A 20,902-nucleotide genomic window follows, 5' to 3' on the forward strand; every position below is an offset into this window, starting at 1 on the left:
CTCAGCCCTCCTTATGTGCGTCGATGAGGCGCTTCAGATCCTCCGCTTCCTCCTCCGTCAGCTTCCGCCCGCTCATGAAGGCGGTGAGAAAGCCCGGCAGGGAGCCGCCGAAGGTGCGGTCCACAAAGTCCCCCGCCGCCTCCGCCGTCACTGTCTCCCGGGGAGCCAGCACCGTCACAGTGCTGTTTTCATTTTGCAGCAGGCCCCGCCCGCACAGCTTTTTCAGCACGGTATAGGTGGTGGACTTCTTCCAGCCCAGCCGCTCCCGGCACAGCTCCACCAAATGCCCGGAGCCAACCGGCGCCGCGTTCCACACCACCTGCATAAAACGATATTCGCTGTCACAGAGATGATACGATTCCATTCCGCGTCCTCCTTTGGTCTATTCTTATCGACCCCACGTTTTGAGTCTACAACAATAGACCAGCTTTGTCAAGAAAAACCGCCGGAGACAAACATCTCCGGCGGCGACATTCACTATGCACAAAAAACAGCGTTTTTTCAGGGGCGGCCCCAGCGGCCGGCGGCATGATCCCCGCTGCCGGACCGCGTCACCTTTTCAGGCCATAGGGCTTGTAAGCGGAGGTCAGCACCTTTTCAAACACCGGCGCGTCGGGGTCCTCGATGCGCTTGAGGATCTGCTCTCCGGCGGCCCGGCCCAGCTCCTCCACCGGCTGGATGATGCAGTCCATCTGGTCGGAATAAAGCTGATAAAAGTTGGAATCATAATCAACGAAGCTGACCAGGTCGATGTCCTGGGCCAGGCGGATGCCCTTCTCCTGCAAATAGAAGATGGTCTCCGAGGCCATCAGGCCCTGGCAGACGATGATGGCGTCGCAGTTCTGTTCCAACAGCTCGTCCAGACACTCCTGGGCGCTGTTTTCCATGGAGTTGCCGTAGCGGATCAGGGCGTCCTCCTGAGGCAGGCCGCAGTCTGCCACCGCCTCCTTGTAGGCGGAGATGCGCTCCTTGGTGGAGGACAGCCGGGGCAGGCCGCCGATGATGCCAACCCGCTTGGCCCCCTTGCCCGCCAAGCGGCAGACGGAACGGTAGATAGGCTGGAAATTGGATACGCAGATGGAGGAATAGCGCTTGGTCTCAAAGGTCCGGTCTACCAGCACAGTGGGGAATCCTGCGGGGATCAACGCGTCGAACCGCTCGAACTCCTCCATGGTGCTGGCCACCAGCACGCCGTCCACCAGGCCAGCCGTCAGCAGGCGGAGGTTCTTCTCCTCCCGTCCGGCATCCTCCTTGGTATTGGCGATGATGAGGTGATAGCCGTGGGCGGAGAGATAGTTCTCCACCGATTCGATCATGGTGGCGAAAAATTTGTTGGAGATATCCGGCACGATGAAGCCCACCGTCTGCTTCCGCCCCGTGCGGAAGCTGCGGGCGGAGGCGTCCGGCGTATACCCCAGCTCCTCGATGGCCTGATACACCTTCTCCTTGGTCTCGGCGGAGACGTATCGGGTATTGTTGATGGTGTGGGACACGGTGGCGGTGGAGACCCCCGCCAGCCGCGCCACATCACTGATGGTCACTTTCATAGTCATTGATTCCTTTGCGCAAACAAACTGGCTTTACGTAATCATTTTGCCAAAGACAGTATAGGCCAACTTCCGGCTATCCGTCAAGGCCCTTTTCCCCCCTTTTGTCGAAACTTCTGTGAATTTTGACTGTTTCTTATTAAAAATCCACAATTGAAATTTTCGATTGTTATCTGAAATGACGATTGCCAAAAAGTTGACACTGTGGTACGATATTTTTGGTTATTCAAGTAGGCAAAACGATTACGCAATCGTTTTGGTGCAATATTCCATCTGTAAGAAACGAAAGGAGTTCTTTATTTATGAAAGCTAAGATCGGTATCAATGGTTTTGGCCGCATCGGCCGTCTCGTCTTCCGCGCCGCGCTGACCCACGACGACGTTGAGGTCGTCGGTCTGAATGACCCCTTTATGAACCCCGAGTATATGGCTTACATGCTGAAGTACGACAGCGTGCACGGCAAGTTCCCCGGCGAGGTCTCTGCTGAGGAAGGCGCTCTGGTCGTGAACGGCAAGAAGTACCCCGTTTTCACCGCCATGGAAGTCAAGGATATCCCCTGGGCCTCTGTCGGCGCTGAGTATATCTGCGAGTGCACCGGCAAGCACCTGACCAAGGACCTGTGCCAGGGCCACATCGACGCCGGCGCCAAGCATGTGGTCATGGGCGCCCCCTCCAAGGACGACACCCCCATGTTCGTCATGGGCGTGAACAACAGCAAGTACACCTCTGACATGACCTTTGTGTCCAACGCCTCCTGCACTACCAACTGCCTGGCTCCCATCGCCAAGGTCCTGAATGACAAGTTCGGCATCGTCGAGGGTCTGATGACCACCGTGCACTCTGTCACCCCGACCCAGAAGCTGCTGGACGGCGCTTCCCTGAAGGATTGGCGCGGCGGCCGTGCCGCCACCGGCAACATCATCCCCTCCTCCACCGGCGCCGCCAAGGCCGTGGGCAAGGTCATCCCCGAGCTGAACGGCAAGCTGACCGGCATCTCCATGCGCGTCCCCACCCTGGACGTGTCCGTGGTGGACCTGACCGCCAAGCTGGCGAAGCCCGCCTCCTATGAGGACATCTGCGCCGCTATGAAGGAGGCCTCCGAGGGCGAGCTGAAGGGCATTTTGGGCTACACCGACGAGGACGTGGTGTCCTCCGACTTCCTGGGCGATTCCCGCACTTCCATTTTCGACAAGAAGGCCGGCCTGTCCCTGACCGACACCTTTGTGAAGGTCGTCTCCTGGTACGACAACGAGTGCGGCTATGCCAACAAGATGGTGGAACTGATCTCCTATATGTGCTCCGTGGACAACAAGTGATTTGCTCCGCAGGATCGTTTGTTTGATATAGTCAATCCACCAGAAAACCAGCTGCGCTGTTCTTCAAGCGGGCAATGCCCGCTGTACGCAAAGCACACGGATGAAATCCAAATCAAGGCCGTTAGACGGCCTGTCACAGCGCAAACGCGCTGCGACATTTGAAAAGCGGTTTTACCACTTCTCAATTCATTTGATCATAGTGTCGCAGCCGTCCGGGCAAAAGCCCGGACGGCTGCGTTTTTAGCCCCGCGCCGTGAGAATACCGAGGCGATCTGAGGCAGTCTGAGGCGGTCTGGGATGGATGGTCCGGCCAGCGTTGGGAATATGGCCTTTAAAAATCATGCCGCCCGCCGCAGGAGAGGCCCAGCTCCTCCATCAGGGTGACCACCTCTTCGATCTTTTGAAAGCAGTCCTGGTCACTCAGCGCGCCGTCGCTGAGGATCTGCTGGATGCGGCGCAGTGCTCGACTGCTGGCATCCGCTGTCAGGCAACGGTAAAATTCCTGCTCGCTCTGCATAAAATATCCCCTTCCGGTTTATCACATCACCTTGATTATAACATAATTTTCATAAATACGCAAGTGCGTATACGCAACTGCGATAGTTTGGATACCATATCCACGAGGTGATGGAAATGGCTGTCAAGGATGCGGTGGCACAGCGTTTTGCGGAGCTGTGCCGTCAGCGGGGGATCAAGCTGAATGAACTGGCGGTCCGAGCTGGAACGACCCCTTCCACGGTATACAGCATGATGGACCCGGCGCGCCGGAATGTATCGATCACCACCATCAAAATCCTCTGCGACGGATTGGATATTTCTCTGGAAGAGTTCTTCTCCGGCCCGGAATTTGATGATTTGGAACAGGAAATTCAATGATCAAGGGTCATGGGGGAGTAAAAATGACTGTGACGGACGCGGTAACAAACCGTTTGCTTTCACTCTGCGGCCAAAGAGGCTGGACGATCCACACGCTGGCAATCGTATCCGGGCTATCTCCATCCACTGTGAAAAGTATTCTGTATGGAAACAGCCGCAATCCCGGCGTTGTCACCATCAAGATCCTCTGCGACGGGCTGGGTATCTCTCTGGAAGAGTTTTTCTCCGGCCCGGAGTTTGAAAATCTGGAACAGGAGATCCAATAAAAAAAGAAGAGCCGCAAGACTCTTTTTTTCATACAAAACATATCCCCCCATCCGCTCCGCTGGCGAATGGGGGGATAGCCCATTGATCGGATTGATTCCCCGCAAAACCGAATGGTTTTGCGGGGACCCCAATTTAGAATCAAATGGTCAGGCAAAGCCCGACCATTTCAAGATTTTTTCTCCGAAAAAATACTTGTACGCCGCCTGGGCGGCGGCTCGGCCCTGCCTCGCGGACAATCCTCTTTTTCCCCCCAAAAAAAACATATCCCCCCATCCGCTCCGCTGGCGAATGGGGGGCTTACCCATTGATCGGATTGTCCATTGGTCCATACCTCATGCTTTCTCAGGGTCCCGTTCGGATGCCGGGGTCTCGATAAGGGGGTCCGGAAACTCGGTCTCTTCTCCAATACCTAAAACATCAAGGACACGCAGACTTTGCTCTAGCTGTTGCTAAAACCATGCTCGTGCAGCTCATCATAGTGAGATATGTTTCGTCTTTGGGGGGTCCGAGGCTTCTTTTGTCGCTTTGATGATCTCGATCCCGAACGGTTATTCTTAAGAGATTCGTGATTCTCTTGAGCTTGCTAGCCCATGGGACTCACTCCTTTCTGTGTCTATAATGTACAATATTTCTGGATGGATGTCAATAGGTTTTGTGATATTTTACTGTTTTCACAACTGTAAATCGTTTTCCCATGTCGATCTGCACAATCCCCCGTTTTACCAGGACAGCTCCCGCAGCAGCGCCGTACAGGACAGCGCCTCCTCCCACTGGAAGGCCCACAGCAGCGCCTCCAGATTCTCTCCGTTGTGCTCGATCTCGCAGCTGAACCGCCGCAGGGCCTCTGGCAGGCCGCATACCGCCGCCAGACGCTCCACCGTCAGCACGGCGAACGCCACCAACTGGGCACGGGACAGCAGGTCCCCGTCGTTGACGGTCTTTAATAAGTAGCGGAATGCGAAATAGACGGCGATCCGCTCCAGCAGAGCCTCAGACTGGGGAACAGGGACCGCCGTCTCCGCCTGACGCAGCAGCTCCGGCCAATCGCCGTCCAAAATCTCCAGCGTCCCTAGAAACCGCAGGCCATGGGGAACTGTCAGCCCCTCCCCTGCCGCCTGCCAGGTCCGCGGGGCCTGCCATATCTCCGCCAAGGCAGGCAGATCGGCCTCCCGCTCCTCCTCCAGGGCAAGCTGCGCCTCCCGGGCCAGCAGCAAAAGATCCCGCAGGCGGCGGCGCAGGGGGACGCTTCGGTCCGCCAGCATGTCCAGCATCCGGTCCCGCAGCGGCAGCAGGTACGCCAGCCATTCGTCCCCTTCCTCCTCCGGTTCCGCCGTCTCCATCTCCGCAAAGGTCAGCGGGGCCTCTGTCCCCAGCAGCAGGGCGCCCGCCGCCGGGCAGGAGGCGGACAGCGTGACCTCCCGAAAGGAGCCGTAATCCTCAATGAACCGGGGATGCTCCCGGCAGGTGACGCTGGTGGCGTCCTCCCCCAGCTTCCGGTGGATCTCGCAGAGGTTTTCTTCGTCCAGGAAGGGGCAGCGGCCGCCGTCCAGGGGAAAGCAGAACGCCCCCTCCTCATCTGCTTGTAAAACTGCCCGCAGCTTGTCCCCCAGGGGGCCAGACTCCTCAAAATACCGGCAGGCGGTCTCCTCGTCAATGACCACCTCCCACTTCTCGCAGCAGGTGTGGGGGCACTCTCCCGCCAGGCAGCAAAAGCTCTCGTAATAGTCCGGCACTCGGTTCAGCATGTATAACGCTCCTTTTAGTCACCGTGCTCCGCAGGCCGGAGCAGGCAGAAATGATTTTTGCGGAATTCCAGTACGCCCTCGTCCCGCAGCCCACCCAGGGCGGCGGACATGGCGCTGCGGTCCACCGCCAGATAGTCCGCCAGCTGCTGGCGGTCCAAGGGAATATCAAAGGCCGCTCGGCCCGCCGCCAGAGCCTGGGCGGACAGGTAGCTCAGCAGCTTTTCCCGGGTCGTCCGCCGGGCCATATGGCGCATTTTGCGGGTCAGCTGCAAATTTTTCCCCGCCAGCAGGGAAAGCAGGTTGGCCGTCAGCCGGGCTTCGCCCACCGTGCCCGCCTGCGTCCCGGCCATGGGCTCGGCCCGCAGGAACAGCGCCGTCACCTCTGCCGCCGCCAGGGCGGAGACCTCCAGCGACTCACCGCTGAGGGCGTAGGATTCCGCGAATACATCCCCCGCCTCCGCCAGCCCCACGATGCCCCGATTGCCCCAAAAATCCTCCCGGACGATGTGGACTGTGCCGGACAGCACCAGCCCCAGCCGGTCCGTCCGCTCCCCCCGGCGGAGCAGCAGCTCTCCCTTCCGGCAGCGCCGCTCCCTGGCCTCCAGTCGGGCCAGCAGCGCCGGCAGCTCCTCAGACGGAATCCCTCGGAATAGGGGCGATCCGGTGAGCAAGGGTGAAATTTCCATAAACGCCTCCTGGTTTTGTTGGAAATACAACAGACTTTTTTCTTTGATTATAGAATACTGTATCCAGAAACGCAACAGCGAATTGACTGGACAGTCTCTGTCCAGTCCGACGATACCCTTTGTTCGCTGAGGATGAAATACAAAAAAGGAGAAACACTATGGTACGGAGGATCATTCACATCGATCAGGAGAAATGCAACGGCTGCGGCGCCTGCGCCGCGGCCTGCCACGAGGGAGCTATTGGCATGGTGGACGGCAAGGCCGTCCTGCTGCGGGACGACTACTGCGACGGCCTGGGGGACTGCCTGCCCACCTGCCCTACCGGGGCCATTACCTTTGTGGAGCGGGAGGCAGCGGCTTATGACGAGGCGGCGGTGCTGGCCAAGAAAGCGGCAGCTTTGAAGGATTCCGCCCCGGTGCGGACACCGCCCTCCGGCGGATGTCCCGGCAGCATGGCCCGTGCTCTGGAGCATGCCGCCGCGCCCGCGCCCGGCAGCGGAGCCGTCTCCCGCCTGATGCAGTGGCCGGTGCAGATCAAGCTGCTGCCCATCCAGGCTCCCTTTTACGACGGCGCCCGGCTGCTGATCGCCGCGGACTGCACCGCCTTCTCCCGGGCGGACTTCCACGAGCGCTTCATGCGGGGCCGCATCACCATGATCGGCTGTCCCAAGCTGGACGAGGGCGACTACGCAGAAAAGCTGACGGAGATCCTCCGCCGCAACGACATCCGGGAGGTCACCATCGTCCGCATGGAGGTTCCCTGCTGCGGCGGACTCCAGCGGGCGGCAGAGACCGCCCTGCGGCAAAGCGGCAAGTTCATCCCCTGGCAGGTGGTGACACTGGGCCGGGATGGAAATATATTGGAGTGACCTGGAGGTATCCATCATGAAAGCGACTGTCAATGAGAACTGCATCGGCTGCGGCCTGTGCGCCGGCACCTGCCCGGAGGTCTTTCAGATGGGCGATGACGGCTTCGCCCACGGAAGTGAATTCGGCGCGGAGCTGCTGGACAGCGCCCAGGAGGCCCGGGACGGCTGCCCCGTGTCCGCCATCAGCATCGAAGAATAAGCACGAAACCGGAGCACAGGCCATCTTGCCTGTGCTCCGGTTTCCGCAAAAAAGCAGGGGCGGCAGCCCCTGCTTCATTTTCACGTATTGTCCCGGCTGATAGGCTCCCGGATCAGCAGCCGCCGCAGCGCCTTGCCGTTGAAGGGAATCAGGGGATAGAGATAGCCCTTTCCCACCAGCGGCTTGGTGGTGGCCAGCAGCGCCAGGATGCCCAGGGTCCCCAGCACAAAGCCCCAGACGTCGAACATCGCCGTCACCACCAGCAGCACGACCCGCAGCAACTTGAAGGCGTAGCCCATCTCATAGCTGGGCTGTGCAAAGCCCGCCACGGACACGAAGGCCATATATACCAGCACCTCCGGCCCCAGCCACCCCGCCTGGACAGCGAAGTCGCCCAAAATCAGCGCCCCCAGCATGGAGAAGGAGTTGGACAGGGAGTCCGGCGTATTCAGCGACGCCAGCTTCAAAACGTCGATCAGAAATTCCACCACCAGCAGCTGGCTCAGCAGTCCCAAGGACGCCGGCTCCGGCGAGGAGAGGAACTCCAGCCATTCCGGCAGCCGCCCCGGCTCGCTGACCATCAGATACCAGGCGGGGGTTATGAACAGGGAGATGAGAAACACCACGATCCGCAGCAGCCGGAGATAGGTCCCCACCAGCGGTGGGAAATAAAATTCGTTGGCCTCCTGGGTAAAATCAAAAAAGGTGGTGGGCAGGATCATCACCGAGGGGGAGTTGTCCACCATCAGCACGATGTTGCCCTCCATGATGCTGGCGGCGGCACTGTCGGGCCGCTCGGTGTAGCGAACCTTGGGGAAGGGATTGTACCACTGCTTGGGCCGGATGGCCTCCGCCACGCTCTCCTGGGACATGGAGAGGGACTTCACATCGATGGACTGCAGCTTCTCCCGCACCTGGGCCAACAGCTTCTGGTCGACCCGGTCGTCCAGATAGCACAGCACCGCGTCGGTGTGGGAGCGGGTCCCCACCTTGTGGCCCTCCATGGTAAGATGGGGGTCCCGGATGCGGCGGCGCAGCAGGGCCATGTTGGGCACCACCGCCTCGACGAAGCCGTCGTGGGCGCCCCGCAGCACCTTGCCGTCCATCGGCTCCCCCACGCTGCGGGCGGGATAGTCCTTGCAGTCCATCAAAATGCCGCCGGCCATGCCCTCCAGCAGCAGCAGGCTCTTGCCCAGCAGCACCGACGTCACGATATCGTCCACATCAAAGCTGACGTTGGTCTCGGAGAAGGTGACAAACCGGTCCGCGAAGGCCTGGGCCTCCGTCACCGTGGCCAGGTCCTCCGGCTTCAGCGCCAGCCAGAAGGCCCCCATCCGCTCCAGGGTCTCGTCCTTGCCATAGCCGTCGATGACCCACAGCCTGGCCCGGCGGCCGCCGATCAGATAATCCCGGCTCACCACGTCGCAGCTCCGGCCCACGCCCAGCAGGCCGTCGAACCGGCGCACATTGTCCATGTGATCCTTTGAGAGTTGTTCCATGCTCCACCTCCGTCGATGCCCTCCGCAAACGGGGACGGAGCTAGTATGTGCCGGAAATGGGCGGCATATCCATCTTTCCCGGCGCAGCAAAGAAGAAGGCCCGGACAAAAGTCCGGGCCTTTTGGCTGTTTATTTGTCCGCTATTGGGAGATCAGATCTCCTGCTCCCGCTTTTTGTTGGAGCACAGGACCCAGGCCAGAGCCAGGCCGGAAGCGGCCAGGGTCAAGGCCCACAGGGCGCTCATATCGCCGGTCTGGGGGATCTCGGACAGAGGCACTTCCTCCTCCGGCAGCTCCTCCAGGGGGATCTCCTCCTCGGGCGCTTCTTCCAGAGGCGTTTCCTCCTCCGGCAGGTCGGTCAGGGGCACGTCGGGATCGGGCAGTTCAGGATCGGGGTCTGGATCGGGATCTGGATCGGGATCAGGATCGCTGCCACCGCCGCCCCCGCCGGAGGGCGTGTTCTCTTTCCACTGGGCGATCAGCGTCACATCACTGGTCATTTTCAGCGGGCTATTTCCGTCAACGGGTTTTCCCTCGCTGTCGACCCAGCCGGTAAACGTAAATCCGTCCCGTGCAAATTCGGCATCTTCCGCGCCGCCGAGCACGGTATGTTCGCCGTCGGCAACATATTTGCCGCCGTCGTACTGGTTCCCATTGCCGTCAACGTAGGTGACGGTGTACACCGCGCCGGAGGTCACCGCCGTGCCGTCAGTCAGTTTCGTCGCGAGTCTGCTGTTCTCGTTGAAACGCGGGGTGATTGTATTAACAACGCCAGAACCCCATGCACCGCCGTCAATGTAGCCCGCCTGATAGCGATAACCGTCCTCCTTGTCTTCGCTCGGCACATCCATGCCTTGAACATTGGAGATGGTGACCGACGAGGCGACGCCGACAACAAGCAGATCATTACCGGCCTTGCCGGCCGTGTTTCCATAGAGGCTGCCGCCGGTGACCGCAACTGTGGCTTCATTGACTCCAATACCGCCGCCGCCAGTCACAGCAGTATTTTTGGTGATTGTTGTATCTGTGATCGTAGTCGTGCCCTCTACGGCATAAATGCCGCCGCCCGTATGCGTAACGAGGCTGCTGTTTGCTTCGTTTCCAGTGATCTCACTGTTCTCGATCGTCATGTTGCCGCCATTGGTAATGCCGCCGCCGCAGCTTTCCGCCACATTGCCGGAAATGGTAGAGTCTGTGATCGTCACTGTGCTGTCCGCACCGTTATTACTAGTGGAATCGTTATACACACCGCCGCCGAAATGCGCCGCTGTGTTGTTTGTGATCTCTGTACCATCGGTGATCGTCACAGAGGAGCCGCCATAGTAGCTGTTGCCAGTCACATGGATGCCGCCTCCGTCGCCTTCGTTGCCTCTTTGGGCCGTATTCTCGGAGATCACGCTGTCCTTGACCTCCAGCGTTCCATTGTATACCGAAATGCCGCCGCCATTTTTCGCTGCATTGTCAGTGATCGTAACATTCTCCACGGTGACATCGCTTCTGTCCACCATGATACCGCCACCGCCGCCATTTTGCGCTGTGTTGCCAGTGATCGTAACATTCTGCACAGTGGCTTCGCCCTCGCTCACATAGATGCCGCCACCGCCGGTGTTGGTGCCGCCATTTGTCGCAGTGTTTCCAGTGATCGTAACATTCTCCACGGTGACATCGCTCTTTATCACTTTGATGCCGCCGCCAGAGTATGCGTTGCCGCCGGTGATCGTGCCGTTTACAGCCGTTTCATTGCCATCAGCATCTATCGCTTTCGCGCTGCTGGTGATGGTCACTTCGGCGCCGTCCTTCACTGTGATGACGCTCTCCTTTTTATCCTCATCGCCGCTCAGGGTATGACCGTTCAAGTCCAGCTCAATGTCCTTCTCTTTAATGGTAACATTGGCCGTCTCATCGCTGGTCAGGGTGACGGACTTCTCCGCGTAGTCGATCGCATCCTGAAGCTTTTCGTCCGCGAACTCCTTCTCACGCTCCGTGTCCTTATCCGCGATCGACGCCGCCAGCGCGGCGCCCGAGATGTTTACCGCCACTGCCGCCGACAGCGCCAGCGACAGCAGCTTCCGCAGTGTTTTGTTTGCCATCTTACATTCTCCTTTTAAAAAATTTTAAAAATCGAATGAAATCGGCAGCCGGGCTGGCCTGGCGGTCTCCCGCTTTAGCCCCCTTAGCTTTGCGTGCCGGGGATTTCCCCCGGTTTGCCATTTCGTTTCCTTCATATGCGGCTCCCCGCACGTGGTCAGATCTTTTCTGCCATGTTACACATGGCAGAAGAAAAGGGTGCCCTTTTCTTGCGCGCTTGTTTGGCCGCCCGCAGTGCGCCGTCCCTGCTCCGCGGTCTGAAACATGATAACAGCCTCTTCTCACTCCTTTCTCTCCAAACTTCCAATCAAGCTGCGGCCCCATATCTTATGGCCGCGAAGTTCTCTTCTTCTGATTGCAGGGTTATTATAGCACATGTCGGTTACAAATACGGTTACATTTTCCTATTTTTTCTTCATAGTTCAATAAAAAATACACACAAAATATGCCAACACATTTTTACATATTTTATAAGAATTTCACAACCAGAAAATGAAAGGCCCGGACTTTCGTCCGGGTCCTTTTGCTCCGCAGCTCCTGGAGATGTGAAAATATCCATTACGAAACGGCATACTTTTGTCTGATATTCCGCTTTGTTGTCACTTTTGCGGATCTTTGTGCCGGAGCGCGCCAAAAAGCCGCCTGCCGAAAGGCAGGCGGCTTTCCTGTGGATTCAACTCCTCGCCAGGGGAAAGGTCACGGTAAAGGCGCTGCCCTTGCCCGGCTCACTTTCCAGGGCCACTCTGGCTCCCAGATAAGCCGCGCCGTGCTTCACAATGGAAAGGCCCAGGCCCGTCCCCCCGCCGGAGTGGCTTTTGTCGGCCCGGTAGAACCGTTCGAATACCCGCTCCCGCTCCTCTGGCGGGATGCCCACACCGGTGTCCCGAACGGAGAGGACGGCCCCCTCCGGCCCATTCTCCACAGTGACGGCCACCGCACCGCCCTGCCGGTTATAGGCTACGGCGTTGTCGCAGAGGTTGTACACGATCTCCTCCACGATCTGCGGCACGCCCCAGACCGGCGCGGGACCGCCCTCCAGGGTCATGGTCACCTGACGCCGCTCCGCCGCCGGGGCCAACTGCTCCAGCACGCGGGCGGCCTGGCTGTATAGGTCCACCGCCTCCCAGCTCCCGGCGAATCCGCCCTCGTCCAGGCGTGAGAGCTGGATGATATCGTCCACCATGTCAATGAGCCGCTGGGCCTCCCGGCGGATGTTCCCGGCGAAATGGGGAATGTCTGCCTCCCGCACCATGCCGTTTTCCAGGATCTCCGCCGTACCCAGGATGGTGGTCAGGGGCGTTTTCAGCTCGTGGGACACGTTGGCGGTGAATTCCCGCCGCAGCGCCTCCCGCCGCTCTCTCTCCGTCACGTCCAGAATGACCAGCACCGCGCCGGAGGGTGCGCCGTCCCGCTCCGCGGGGCTGGCGAACACCTGGCGGCAAACGCCGTCCCGGTCCAGCAGCGTCTCCCAGGCCCGGCCCGCCAGGGCCTCCTCCACGCAGCGGCGGAAGCCCGCCTCCCGGTCCAGCGCCAGCACGCTCTCCCCCAGCGGCGTCTCCTCTGCCCCCAGCAGCTCCAGGGCGGCCTTGTTGCAGGACAGCAGCCGGGTATCCCGGTCGATGACCAGCAGGCCCTCCTGCATGTGCTCCGTAATGGTGTTGAACTCCTCCCGCTGCCGCACCAGGTCCGCCATCTGCCGCCGGATGCGGCGATTCTGGTCCCGGAGCTTCCCCACCAGAGGGGCCAGCTCCTCATAGGCCGTCTCCCCGCCGGGGTCCTCGGGGTCGATGGCGTTGATAGGGGCCACCAGCCGCTGGGCGACCCGCCCCGCCAGCCACAGCGCCAGGCAGAGAGCCAGCGCCACCATCAGGAATACCGGCCGCAGTGCCTGCAACACCATCATCCACACGGAGTCCTGATCCTCCGCCAGCCGCAGCACCGTGCCGTCGGACAGCCGCAGGGCGTAATACGCCGTCTTTTGGCCCAGGGTATCGGACCGGCGGACAGCCGTTCTGCGGCCCAGCAGCAGTGCGTCCCGGACCTCCGTCCGGTCAGCGTGGTCCCCCATGCCGGCGGAGTCCTCCCAGTTGTCAAACAGCACCGCGCCATTGCTGTCGATCCAGGTGATCCGCTTGATCTCCGGCAGGCCGCCGGTGAGATAGGCTCCGCCGTGGATCTCTATGCCTCGGGCGATATATGCGGCGCTCTGGGCCAGTTCCTCTGTCACCCGTTCCTCGAAGAAGTCGTGAAGAACCCACACGATCAGCACCAGGCTGGCGGCCTCCACTGCCAGCGCCACCGCCAGGATGGCTCGGAAGATATGCCGTTTCATCTCTGGTCCTCCGGACTGATCTTGTAGCCGTAGCCCCGGACGGTCTCGATGCAGGCTCCCGCATCTCCCAGCTTCTGCCGCAGGGTGCGGATATGTACGTCCACGGTGCGGCTCTCGCCGGTGAAGGCATAGCCCCACACATCCTGGAGCAGCCGCTCCCGGGTCAGGACCTTTCCCTGGCTCTTCAGCAGCAGGCAGAGCATCTCGAACTCCTTTTGCGTCAGTGCCACAGGCCGGCCGTCCGCCTCCACGGTGTGGCGGCCTGGGTCCACTGTCAGGCGGCCGCAGCGGTATGCCGCCGTCTCCGGGGCCGTCCGCCGCAGCAGCGCCCGGATGCGGGAGAGCAGCTCCAGCATCCCGAAGGGCTTGGCCACATAGTCGTCGGCCCCGGCGTCCAGGCCCAGCACCTTGTCATACTCGGTGCCCCTGGCCGTCAGCATGATGACCGGCAGAGCGGCGGTAACGGGATCGGCCCGCAGCTTTTTCAGCACGGACAGGCCGTCCTCCTCCGGCAGCATGATGTCCAGCAGCGCCAGCGCGGGGAGCCGGTCCGTCATGGCGGTCCAGAATTCCGAGGGGCGCTCAAAGCCCCGGGCCTCCAGGCCCTGGGCGTTCAGTGTGTAGATCACCAGATCCCGAATACTGGGATCGTCCTCCAGTAAATAGATCATCCTTGCCTCCTGTTCAGGCGCATCAGATCAGCTGCTGTTCGTTGATCATCAGCTTGAATTGCAGCCCCAGCTTTTCCGCCGCCTTGCGGCAGAGGATCATCCGCTGCATGAATATCTCAAAGTAGTCCATCACGGAGCCGTACTTGGTATCGACCGACAGCTTCAGCTTGATGAGGGTGTGCTCCTCGTTGATCTTCAGCACGGACTTTTTCACCGAATAATTGACCCGGTCGTGGATATCGAAGGTGGTGGGGTCCTGGTTCCGGACCCGGCTGCGGCGTACGTCGGACTTGTCCGCCAGGATCAGCGCCGCCGCCACGGCGTTCACCGGCAGGCCGGTGCCCTCATCGTGGTTGCCGATGGCGGTGACGATGGTGGCGATCTCCTCCGGGCAGCAATCCATGTGGTCCAGGATGCGGAAGGCCATCACTGCCCCGGATTGGGAGTGGTCGATGCGGTTCACCAGATTGCCGATATCGTGGAGATAACCGGCGATCTTGGCCAGCTCCACCGTTCGGGCCGGATAGCCCAGGGTCTCCAGGATATAGCCCGCCTTCTCCGCCACCGCCGTCACATGGGCGAAGCTGTGCTCCGTGAAGCCCAGGGCGATCAGAGATTCGTCCGCCCGCTGGATATAGACCCGGACGGCCGGGTCGTTTTTCACCTGTTCATAGGTCAGCATAAGCTCGTCCTCCTGTTCAGAACTGTTTTGGGGCGGCGCGGGCCGGGGCAAGGCCCGCGCCGCCCCGGCAGATGTCCGCCCCTCAATTATTGGAGGGGTGAACGCCTGTCAGGGCATACTCCACCCACTCCGCCACATTGGTGGCGTGGTCGCCGATGCGCTCCAGATACTTGGCCACCATCAGCAGGTCCAGGCCCTGGCCGCCGTAAGCGGCATCGGCGGCGATCAGGGCGATCAGTTCCGCCTTCACCTGATCGAACAGGGCATCCACCTCGTCGTCGGCGGCGCAGACCTGGCGAGCCAGGTCCAGGTCCCGCTTCACGAAGGAGTCCACGCTGTCCGTTACCATGGAGATCACCGCCCGGGCCATGTCCGGGATGTGGGAGACGCAGCTGTCCGGCGGCAGGCGCACATGGGCCGTCAGCTCCGCGATGTCCGCCGCCTGGTCGCCGATGCGCTCCAGGTCCGAAATCATTTTCAGCGCCGCCGAGATGTTCCGCAGGTCCCGGGCCACCGGCTGCTGCCGCAGCAGCAGCTTCAGGCAGAGGTTCTCCACTTCCCGCTCCGCCTGATCCAGCTCCCGCTCCTTCTCCATAGCGGTCTCCGCCAGGGCGCGCTGGTCCTTCAGCAGGGCCTCCGCCGCGGCGGAGATGGCCTCCTCGCACAGCGCGCCCATGCGGATCAGCTCCACGTGCAGCCGTTCCAGCTGCTGGTCAAACCGGTCCCTCATATCAGCCGAACCTCCCTGTGATATAGTCCTCTGTGCGCTTGTCCTTCGGATCGGAGAACATCTGCTCCGTCCTGCCGAACTCCACCAGCTCCCCCAGCAGGAAGAAGGCGGTGTTGTCGGAGACCCGGGCAGCCTGCTGCATGTTATGGGTTACCATGACTACAGTATACTGGTTTTTCAGCTCCGCCGCAAGGTCTTCGATCCTAGAAGTTGAAATAGGGTCTAAAGCGCTGGTGGATTCGTCCATCAGCAGCACCTCCGGCTCCACCGCCAAGGCCCGGGCAATGCACAGCCGCTGCTGCTGCCCGCCGGAGAGGCCTAGGGCGCTCTTTTTCAGCCGGTCCTTTACCTCGTCCCAGATGGCGGCGGAGCGGAGGGCGCTCTCCACAATCTCGTCCAGCTTCACTTTGGAGCGGACGCCGTGAGTCCGGGGACCGTAAGCCACGTTGTCATAGATGCTCATGGGGAAGGGGTTGGCCTTCTGGAACACCATGCCCACCCGCTTGCGCAGCCAGGTGGCGTCCACATTGGGACCATAGATGTCCTGGCCCCGGTAATTCACCGTGCCGGTGATGCGGACAGAGGGGATCAAGTCGTTCATGCGGTTCAGCGTCCGCAGGAAGGTGGACTTGCCGCAGCCGGAGGGGCCGATAAAGGCCGTGATCTCGTGCTCCGGAATGTCAATGCTCACGCTGCGGAGGGCCTGGTTCTGCCCATAGTACAGGTCCAGGTTTTCCACTTGAATAATCGTCGGCATGGAAGATTCTCCTATCACTTTTTCAATTTCCTGCCCGCGAAGTTGGAGGCCAGGTTGATGAGGAACGTCATCACCATCAGAATCGCCGCAATGGCAAAAGCCACGCCCGTCTCACCCCGCTCGTTGGCATAGACGTACAGCGCCACGGTCAGCGTAGCGGAGGAGGACTCCATGGCTCCGCTAAAGCTATTGAGGATCAGGCCGAAGCCAGCAGTAAACAGCAGGGCCGCGCTCTCACCCACGATACGGCCGACGGCCAGGATGCAGCCGGTGACGATTCCGTCCACGGCGTTGGGCAGCACCACGGTGCGGACCATGTGCCACTTTCCCGCTCCCAGGCTCAGGGCGCCCTCCCGATAGGACTGGGGCACGGTCTTCAGGCTCTCCTGGGTCGTGCGGACGATGGTGGGCAGGACCATGATGACCAGGGTCAGGCCGCCGGCCTTGATACCGGCCTGCCAGCCCACCAGCTGCAGAAAGAACAGCATGCCTACCAGGCCGAAGATGATGGAGGGAATGCCCGTCAGCGTCTCGGTGGCAAATTCGATGACCGCCACCAGCCGGTGGTTCGCAGCATACTCCGTCAGGTAGACGGCGGCGCCCACGCCCAGGGGCAGGACGATGGCCATGGCCACGACGATGATATAGAGGGTGTTGAGGATATTGGGCAGGATGCCGATGGTATCCTTGATATAGCTGGTCTGGCTGGTCAGCAGCTCCCAGGTGATGTTGCCGAGTCCGCGGTAAAAGATATAGCCGATCAGGAACATCAATAGGGCGCAGGTCAGTCCGGCACAGAGCCACAGCAGACCCCGCAGGCCCCTGTCGTAGACCCGGCGGCGCAGGGACAGCTTCTGTTCCATAGGTCAGTCCTCCTTCCTGTTCTTGATGAACACGTTCAGCAGCACGTTGATGAGCATGATGAACAAAAACAGCACCAGGCCGATGGAGTACAGGGCGTTCCGCTGAAGGCTCCCGTAGGATGCGTAAGACATCTCCGAGGCAATGGCCGTGGTCAGGAAGCGGACGGAGGTAAACAGGCCCGGCATGTTGGCCACGTTGCCGGAGACCATGATGATGGCCATGGCCTCGCCGATGGCGCGGCCCACGCCCAGCACCACTGCCGTTGCCACGCCGCTGCTGGCGGCGGGCAGGGACACCCGAAAGTAGGTCTCGATCCTGGTGGCGCCCAGGGCCAGGGACGCCTCCTCATACTCCCGAGGCACGGCCCGAAGGGCCGTTTCAGACACATTGATGATGGATGGCAGGATCATGATGGCAAGCACCAGAATGGCAGCCAGCAGGCAGGCGCCGGAGCTGAGGCCAAACAGGCTGCGGATGGCGGGCACCAGCACGATCATGCCCACCAGGCCGTACACCACGGAGGGAATGCCCGCCAGCAGCTCCACGGCGGTCCTGATGACCCGGGCGGCCTTGGGCGGCGCCACCTTTGCCAGAAAGACGGCGGTCATCAATCCCACAGGCACACCGATGATCACGGCACCCGCGGTGCCGTAGACGGAGGTCAGGATAAAGGGCAGGATACCGTAGGACGCCTCCACAGTGGTGGCGGTGGGAGCCCAGACCTGTCCAAAGAGGAAGTCCGCCAGGCCGATCTCCCGGATGGCCGGCAGGCCGGAGACGATCAGGTAGATGCTGATGAACAGGACAAAGGCCACAGCCACGACGCCGCACAGCAAAAACAGCAGGTGGAAGAACAGTTCCATGACCTCCCTGCCGTTCCACGTCTTCTTTGGCGCGGAGCCGCGGTCTTTGCGGCGGTTTTTTTCTCTTTCAGCTGACGGCCGCCCCGGCATGGGGCCGGACCAGGTATTTTCCATTTCCATGATTTCCATGTCTCCTTCTGTCTGCGGGAATAGCCTCCCCCCAGCTCCTTGTCATTCGTGGGTGGAGGCCGTCCCCAAGGGGGTGTGTTCGTGATCATTTCGCGACGGGCACCGCGCCGGCGGCACGGATCAGATCGTTTGCGGCGGCGGAGGTGGCGAAGCTGAGGAATGCCTGGGCCTGAGCGCTCAGGTCCGCACCCTCCTTGGTGACCAGAATGAAGGGACGCTGGATCTCATAGCTGCCATCCAGCACGGTGTCCTCGGTGCAGGTCACGCCGCCAACAGTAACAGCCTTGACCGTATCCTTCAGGGCGGACAGAGAGGCGTAGCCGACAGCGTTGGGATTGCCGGCAACAGCCTCAATGACAGCGCCGGTGGAGGTCAGCTCCTGGTCCAGTTTGCATGCGTCCTTGGTGCCGGTAATGGACTCAAAGCCGTCCCGGGTACCGGAGCCAGCCTCACGGCCGATGCAGGAGATGGTGCCGGCATCGCCGCCCGCCTCGCTCCAGTCGGTGATCTCACCGGTGAATATCTTAGCGATCTGCTCCACAGTCAGGTCCTCCGCCTTGCAGGCGGGGTTGACGATGACGGCGATGCCGTCCAGAGCCACGGTGGTACCCACCAGGCCGGAGTCTGCTTCCTCGTCCTTCAGGGCGCGGGAGCTCAAGCCGATGTCGGCGCTGCCGTTGGAGGCAGCCTCGATACCGGCGCCGGAGCCGGTAGCGTCATAGGTGACGGTCACGCCGCTGTTGTCAGCCATAAACTGCTCGCTCAGGGCGCCGATGACTTTCTCCATAGAGGTGGAGCCGTTGGTGGAAACAGCGCCGCTCAGCTGTGTCTCGGCGGACTGCTCCCCGGTTTCGGAAGAACCGCAGCCGGCCATCAGAGACAGGGCCAGGATCAGGATCAGCAAAATAGCACATGCTTTTTTCATCGCTTGTCTACTCCTTTGATTTCAATATGTCTTTGGCAGGGCATCACAACGGCGATCAAAATTCGTTCCTCCGAAATGGAGATCATTTCTTTGGGTCCGCGGCTCTTTTGTCCGCGCAGCCGGGTTTGGATCGCCCCTGCCACGTCCTTGCTGCAGTTGATAGTATAAACAGCCCTGCGTAAAATCTGTCACCCGGCCCTTGTAAAGTCTAGGTAAAAAAGTTTTCCATCGGATTTTTTTAAACAAGTATGAAAAATCCGCCCGAAGCGCTTGCTCCGGGCGGAAATGTTCTTTTATGATCTATGATATAGACATGGATACCGCAATTACAGGGCGGGAGTCTTGAGATCCTCGTTCCGGATACCGTGCTTTTCGGCGTAGCCGGTGAGCATCAAAGTCAGTGCGCCGTCGCCAGTGACGTTGCAGGCGGTGCCGAAGCTGTCCTGCAGGGCGAAAATGGCCAGCATCAGGGCGGTGCCGTCGTTCTTGAAGAGCAGCACGCCAGTGATGAGGCCCAGGGATGCCATCACCGTGCCGCCGGGAACGCCGGGGGCGCCAATGGCGAAGATGCCCAGCAGCAGGCAGAACAGGATCATAGTACCCACGCTGGGGATAGCACCGTACAGCATCTTGGCAATCGTCATGCAGAAGAACACCTCCGTCAGCACGGAGCCGCACAGGTGGATGTTGGCAAACAGAGGAATGCCGAAACTGACCATATCCTTCCGCAGCACTTCGCTCTTGCCGGCACAGTCCAGGGCCACCGCCAGCGTGGCGGCGGAGGACATGGTGCCCACGGCGGTAAGGTAGGCGGGGCCATAGTGCCGCAGCACCTCCCAGGGGTTTTTGCCGGAATAGGCCCCAGCCAGCAGATACAGCACCGCCAGCCAGATATAATGGCCCGCCATCACGATGAGGATGATCTGGAGGAAGGCCGGGAGCTGGCGGGTTATCATGCCCTGATAGCTCAGGTTGCAGAAGGTGGCGGCGATATAGAAGGGCAGCACGGGAATGATGATCTTGCCCACGATGTCCAGCACGATGTTCTGGAACTCTGCAAGCAGGTCGATGGTCCTGCCGGACTTGGTCCAAGTGGCCGCCAGACCCAGCAGCACCGACAGCACCAGGGCGCTCATCACCGGCATGATCTGAGGAATGTCAAGCTGGAACACCACGCCGGGCAGCTCCTTCAGACCCGCCACGCTGGTGTCGATAGACAGATGGGGGATCAGGGCATAGCCTGCAGCAGTGGACATGAACGCCGCGCAGATGGAAGAGACATAGGCAATGGCCACTGCGACCCCCAGCAGCCGGGAAGCGTTGGCCCCCAACTTCGTGATGGACGGCGCGATGAAACCGATGATGATCAGCGGCACGCAGAAGGTGATGAGCTGGCCCATGATGTACTGCAGGGTGACGACCACCTTCATCACGCTCTCTGGAAATACCAGGCCGCAGATGATGCCCACGGCGATGCCCAAAAGCAGCCGGAACGGCAGACTGTTGCATAATTTTTTCATAATACCCTCCCAAAAACAGATCCGCCCGCCGGACGGCGGTGCGGCGGGCGCCCCCTCTCCGGTACGTCCGGCTCTATCTTAAACCCTCCGCCGCCGAAAGTCAACGCATGGACGGCCCTTTCCCTTTTTCCCAGGCAAAGGCGGCGCGGCGGGAACAGGCGCTCCACCGCCGGCGTCCTCGATCGCCGTTTTTTGTATTGTTATATTTTTACAAAGTTGAATCGATTTCGTCATTATTTTTCCGTTTTTATAAGAACCTTATTGACGGTTAAGTCCGGTTCTGCTATGATGGACCCGAGTTCTGGCCCACAAGGGTCCGCCTGACAGCGGACAGACCC

21 protein-coding genes and 1 riboswitch are annotated in these 20,902 nt (G+C 60.5%); of the genes, 5 read left to right on the top strand and 16 right to left on the bottom strand.

Going from position 1 to position 20,902, the window contains the following annotated elements; genetic code table 11:
- Position 1 precedes the first annotated feature (1 nt).
- Positions 2-364, bottom strand: a complete 363-nt coding sequence (locus tag Q0Z69_RS06770) for a BlaI/MecI/CopY family transcriptional regulator (RefSeq protein WP_298031192.1) — start codon at positions 362-364, stop codon at positions 2-4.
- A 187-nt stretch (positions 365-551) separates the two neighbouring features.
- Positions 552-1,547 carry a LacI family DNA-binding transcriptional regulator gene (locus tag Q0Z69_RS06775; protein WP_298031195.1) on the bottom strand — a complete coding sequence of 332 codons (996 nt, stop codon included), beginning with the start codon at positions 1,545-1,547 and terminating at the stop codon, positions 552-554.
- Positions 1,548-1,849: 302 nt separating this feature from the next.
- Here Q0Z69_RS06775 and gap point away from each other — a divergent pair, with 302 nt between their 5' ends.
- Complete coding sequence (gap, locus tag Q0Z69_RS06780; RefSeq protein WP_298031198.1) at positions 1,850-2,863, top strand: type I glyceraldehyde-3-phosphate dehydrogenase; 1,014 nt, start codon at positions 1,850-1,852, stop codon at positions 2,861-2,863.
- Between the two features lie 331 nt (positions 2,864-3,194).
- Here the strand turns inward: gap and Q0Z69_RS06785 are convergent, their stop codons facing one another.
- Entirely contained in the window at positions 3,195-3,380 is a 186-nt protein-coding gene (locus tag Q0Z69_RS06785) for a hypothetical protein (protein WP_298031200.1), read from the bottom strand.
- Between the two features lie 116 nt (positions 3,381-3,496).
- Between Q0Z69_RS06785 and Q0Z69_RS06790 the strand changes: the two genes are divergently transcribed.
- Positions 3,497-3,739, top strand: a complete 243-nt coding sequence (locus Q0Z69_RS06790; RefSeq protein ID WP_298031202.1) for a helix-turn-helix domain-containing protein — start codon at positions 3,497-3,499, stop codon at positions 3,737-3,739.
- A 23-nt stretch (positions 3,740-3,762) separates the two neighbouring features.
- Complete coding sequence (locus tag Q0Z69_RS06795) at positions 3,763-4,005, top strand: helix-turn-helix domain-containing protein (protein WP_298031204.1); 243 nt, start codon at positions 3,763-3,765, stop codon at positions 4,003-4,005.
- Positions 4,006-4,725: 720 nt separating this feature from the next.
- Here the strand turns inward: Q0Z69_RS06795 and fliB are convergent.
- Together fliB and Q0Z69_RS06805 are read right to left on the bottom strand one after the other, a co-directional pair.
- The gene (gene fliB, locus Q0Z69_RS06800; protein ID WP_298031206.1) at positions 4,726-5,751 is read right to left on the bottom strand and encodes a flagellin lysine-N-methylase; all 1,026 of its coding nucleotides are present in this window, start codon (positions 5,749-5,751) and stop codon (positions 4,726-4,728) included.
- Positions 5,752-5,765: 14 nt separating this feature from the next.
- Positions 5,766-6,437 (bottom strand): Crp/Fnr family transcriptional regulator, encoded by a 672-nt coding sequence (locus Q0Z69_RS06805; protein ID WP_298031209.1) that lies wholly within the window; start codon positions 6,435-6,437, stop codon positions 5,766-5,768.
- Between the two features lie 158 nt (positions 6,438-6,595).
- On the opposite strand from Q0Z69_RS06805, the gene Q0Z69_RS06810 reads away from it, so the two are divergent.
- Positions 6,596-7,306, top strand: coding sequence for an ATP-binding protein (locus tag Q0Z69_RS06810; protein WP_298031211.1), 711 nt, complete (start codon positions 6,596-6,598; stop codon positions 7,304-7,306).
- A 16-nt stretch (positions 7,307-7,322) separates the two neighbouring features.
- Positions 7,323-7,505, top strand: coding sequence for a ferredoxin (locus tag Q0Z69_RS06815; RefSeq protein WP_298031215.1), 183 nt, complete (start codon positions 7,323-7,325; stop codon positions 7,503-7,505).
- A gap of 80 nt (positions 7,506-7,585) precedes the next feature.
- Here the strand turns inward: Q0Z69_RS06815 and Q0Z69_RS06820 are convergent, their stop codons facing one another.
- The 11 genes from Q0Z69_RS06820 to Q0Z69_RS06870 form a co-directional block, all read right to left on the bottom strand.
- Positions 7,586-9,004: a spore germination protein gene (locus Q0Z69_RS06820; protein ID WP_298031218.1), complete on the bottom strand. Its 1,419-nt coding sequence runs from the start codon at positions 9,002-9,004 to the stop codon at positions 7,586-7,588.
- 151 nt (positions 9,005-9,155) lie between these two features.
- Positions 9,156-11,093, bottom strand: a complete 1,938-nt coding sequence (locus Q0Z69_RS06825; RefSeq protein WP_298031221.1) for an InlB B-repeat-containing protein — start codon at positions 11,091-11,093, stop codon at positions 9,156-9,158.
- A gap of 40 nt (positions 11,094-11,133) precedes the next feature.
- Positions 11,134-11,222: riboswitch (cyclic di-GMP riboswitch) on the bottom strand.
- Between the two features lie 542 nt (positions 11,223-11,764).
- Complete coding sequence (locus Q0Z69_RS06830) at positions 11,765-13,423, bottom strand: cell wall metabolism sensor histidine kinase WalK (RefSeq protein ID WP_298031224.1); 1,659 nt, start codon at positions 13,421-13,423, stop codon at positions 11,765-11,767.
- Complete coding sequence (locus Q0Z69_RS06835; protein ID WP_298031227.1) at positions 13,420-14,094, bottom strand: response regulator transcription factor; 675 nt, start codon at positions 14,092-14,094, stop codon at positions 13,420-13,422. Before Q0Z69_RS06835 ends, Q0Z69_RS06830 begins: the two co-directional genes overlap by 4 nt.
- 22 nt (positions 14,095-14,116) lie before the next feature.
- A complete protein-coding gene (locus Q0Z69_RS06840; protein WP_298031230.1) occupies positions 14,117-14,776 on the bottom strand; it encodes an HD domain-containing protein in 660 nt (219 codons plus the stop codon).
- Between the two features lie 82 nt (positions 14,777-14,858).
- A complete protein-coding gene (phoU, locus tag Q0Z69_RS06845) occupies positions 14,859-15,506 on the bottom strand; it encodes a phosphate signaling complex protein PhoU (protein WP_298031232.1) in 648 nt (215 codons plus the stop codon).
- Between the two features lies 1 nt (position 15,507).
- Complete coding sequence (gene pstB / locus Q0Z69_RS06850) at positions 15,508-16,263, bottom strand: phosphate ABC transporter ATP-binding protein PstB (protein ID WP_298031235.1); 756 nt, start codon at positions 16,261-16,263, stop codon at positions 15,508-15,510.
- A gap of 14 nt (positions 16,264-16,277) precedes the next feature.
- Complete coding sequence (pstA, locus tag Q0Z69_RS06855; RefSeq protein WP_298031237.1) at positions 16,278-17,126, bottom strand: phosphate ABC transporter permease PstA; 849 nt, start codon at positions 17,124-17,126, stop codon at positions 16,278-16,280.
- A gap of 3 nt (positions 17,127-17,129) precedes the next feature.
- Positions 17,130-17,990, bottom strand: coding sequence for a phosphate ABC transporter permease subunit PstC (gene pstC / locus Q0Z69_RS06860; RefSeq protein WP_298031315.1), 861 nt, complete (start codon positions 17,988-17,990; stop codon positions 17,130-17,132).
- A gap of 214 nt (positions 17,991-18,204) precedes the next feature.
- Entirely contained in the window at positions 18,205-19,044 is an 840-nt protein-coding gene (locus tag Q0Z69_RS06865) for a phosphate ABC transporter substrate-binding protein (protein WP_298031238.1), read from the bottom strand.
- Positions 19,045-19,370: 326 nt separating this feature from the next.
- Positions 19,371-20,564: a dicarboxylate/amino acid:cation symporter gene (locus tag Q0Z69_RS06870; RefSeq protein WP_298031242.1), complete on the bottom strand. Its 1,194-nt coding sequence runs from the start codon at positions 20,562-20,564 to the stop codon at positions 19,371-19,373.
- Positions 20,565-20,902: the final 338 nt, after the last annotated feature.

The sequence above is a fragment of the uncultured Dysosmobacter sp. genome (genome assembly GCF_947631165.1).
Taxonomy (GTDB): domain Bacteria; phylum Bacillota; class Clostridia; order Oscillospirales; family Oscillospiraceae; genus Oscillibacter.

What these genes read in the sequence shown, in the direction of transcription:
- Q0Z69_RS06770 (WP_298031192.1), bottom strand. Translation starts at nt 364, where the DNA reads ATGGAATCGTATCATCTCTGTGACAGCGAATATCGTTTTATGCAGGTG.
- Q0Z69_RS06775 (WP_298031195.1), bottom strand. Translation starts at nt 1,547, where the DNA reads ATGAAAGTGACCATCAGTGATGTGGCGCGGCTGGCGGGGGTCTCCACC.
- gap (WP_298031198.1), top strand. Translation starts at nt 1,850, where the DNA reads ATGAAAGCTAAGATCGGTATCAATGGTTTTGGCCGCATCGGCCGTCTC.
- Q0Z69_RS06785 (WP_298031200.1), bottom strand. Translation starts at nt 3,380, where the DNA reads ATGCAGAGCGAGCAGGAATTTTACCGTTGCCTGACAGCGGATGCCAGC.
- Q0Z69_RS06790 (WP_298031202.1), top strand. Translation starts at nt 3,497, where the DNA reads ATGGCTGTCAAGGATGCGGTGGCACAGCGTTTTGCGGAGCTGTGCCGT.
- Q0Z69_RS06795 (WP_298031204.1), top strand. Translation starts at nt 3,763, where the DNA reads ATGACTGTGACGGACGCGGTAACAAACCGTTTGCTTTCACTCTGCGGC.
- fliB (WP_298031206.1), bottom strand. Translation starts at nt 5,751, where the DNA reads ATGCTGAACCGAGTGCCGGACTATTACGAGAGCTTTTGCTGCCTGGCG.
- Q0Z69_RS06805 (WP_298031209.1), bottom strand. Translation starts at nt 6,437, where the DNA reads ATGGAAATTTCACCCTTGCTCACCGGATCGCCCCTATTCCGAGGGATT.
- Q0Z69_RS06810 (WP_298031211.1), top strand. Translation starts at nt 6,596, where the DNA reads ATGGTACGGAGGATCATTCACATCGATCAGGAGAAATGCAACGGCTGC.
- Q0Z69_RS06815 (WP_298031215.1), top strand. Translation starts at nt 7,323, where the DNA reads ATGAAAGCGACTGTCAATGAGAACTGCATCGGCTGCGGCCTGTGCGCC.
- Q0Z69_RS06820 (WP_298031218.1), bottom strand. Translation starts at nt 9,004, where the DNA reads ATGGAACAACTCTCAAAGGATCACATGGACAATGTGCGCCGGTTCGAC.
- Q0Z69_RS06825 (WP_298031221.1), bottom strand. Translation starts at nt 11,093, where the DNA reads ATGGCAAACAAAACACTGCGGAAGCTGCTGTCGCTGGCGCTGTCGGCG.
- Q0Z69_RS06830 (WP_298031224.1), bottom strand. Translation starts at nt 13,423, where the DNA reads ATGAAACGGCATATCTTCCGAGCCATCCTGGCGGTGGCGCTGGCAGTG.
- Q0Z69_RS06835 (WP_298031227.1), bottom strand. Translation starts at nt 14,094, where the DNA reads ATGATCTATTTACTGGAGGACGATCCCAGTATTCGGGATCTGGTGATC.
- Q0Z69_RS06840 (WP_298031230.1), bottom strand. Translation starts at nt 14,776, where the DNA reads ATGCTGACCTATGAACAGGTGAAAAACGACCCGGCCGTCCGGGTCTAT.
- phoU (WP_298031232.1), bottom strand. Translation starts at nt 15,506, where the DNA reads ATGAGGGACCGGTTTGACCAGCAGCTGGAACGGCTGCACGTGGAGCTG.
- pstB (WP_298031235.1), bottom strand. Translation starts at nt 16,263, where the DNA reads ATGCCGACGATTATTCAAGTGGAAAACCTGGACCTGTACTATGGGCAG.
- pstA (WP_298031237.1), bottom strand. Translation starts at nt 17,126, where the DNA reads ATGGAACAGAAGCTGTCCCTGCGCCGCCGGGTCTACGACAGGGGCCTG.
- pstC (WP_298031315.1), bottom strand. Translation starts at nt 17,990, where the DNA reads ATGGAACTGTTCTTCCACCTGCTGTTTTTGCTGTGCGGCGTCGTGGCT.
- Q0Z69_RS06865 (WP_298031238.1), bottom strand. Translation starts at nt 19,044, where the DNA reads ATGAAAAAAGCATGTGCTATTTTGCTGATCCTGATCCTGGCCCTGTCT.
- Q0Z69_RS06870 (WP_298031242.1), bottom strand. Translation starts at nt 20,564, where the DNA reads ATGAAAAAATTATGCAACAGTCTGCCGTTCCGGCTGCTTTTGGGCATC.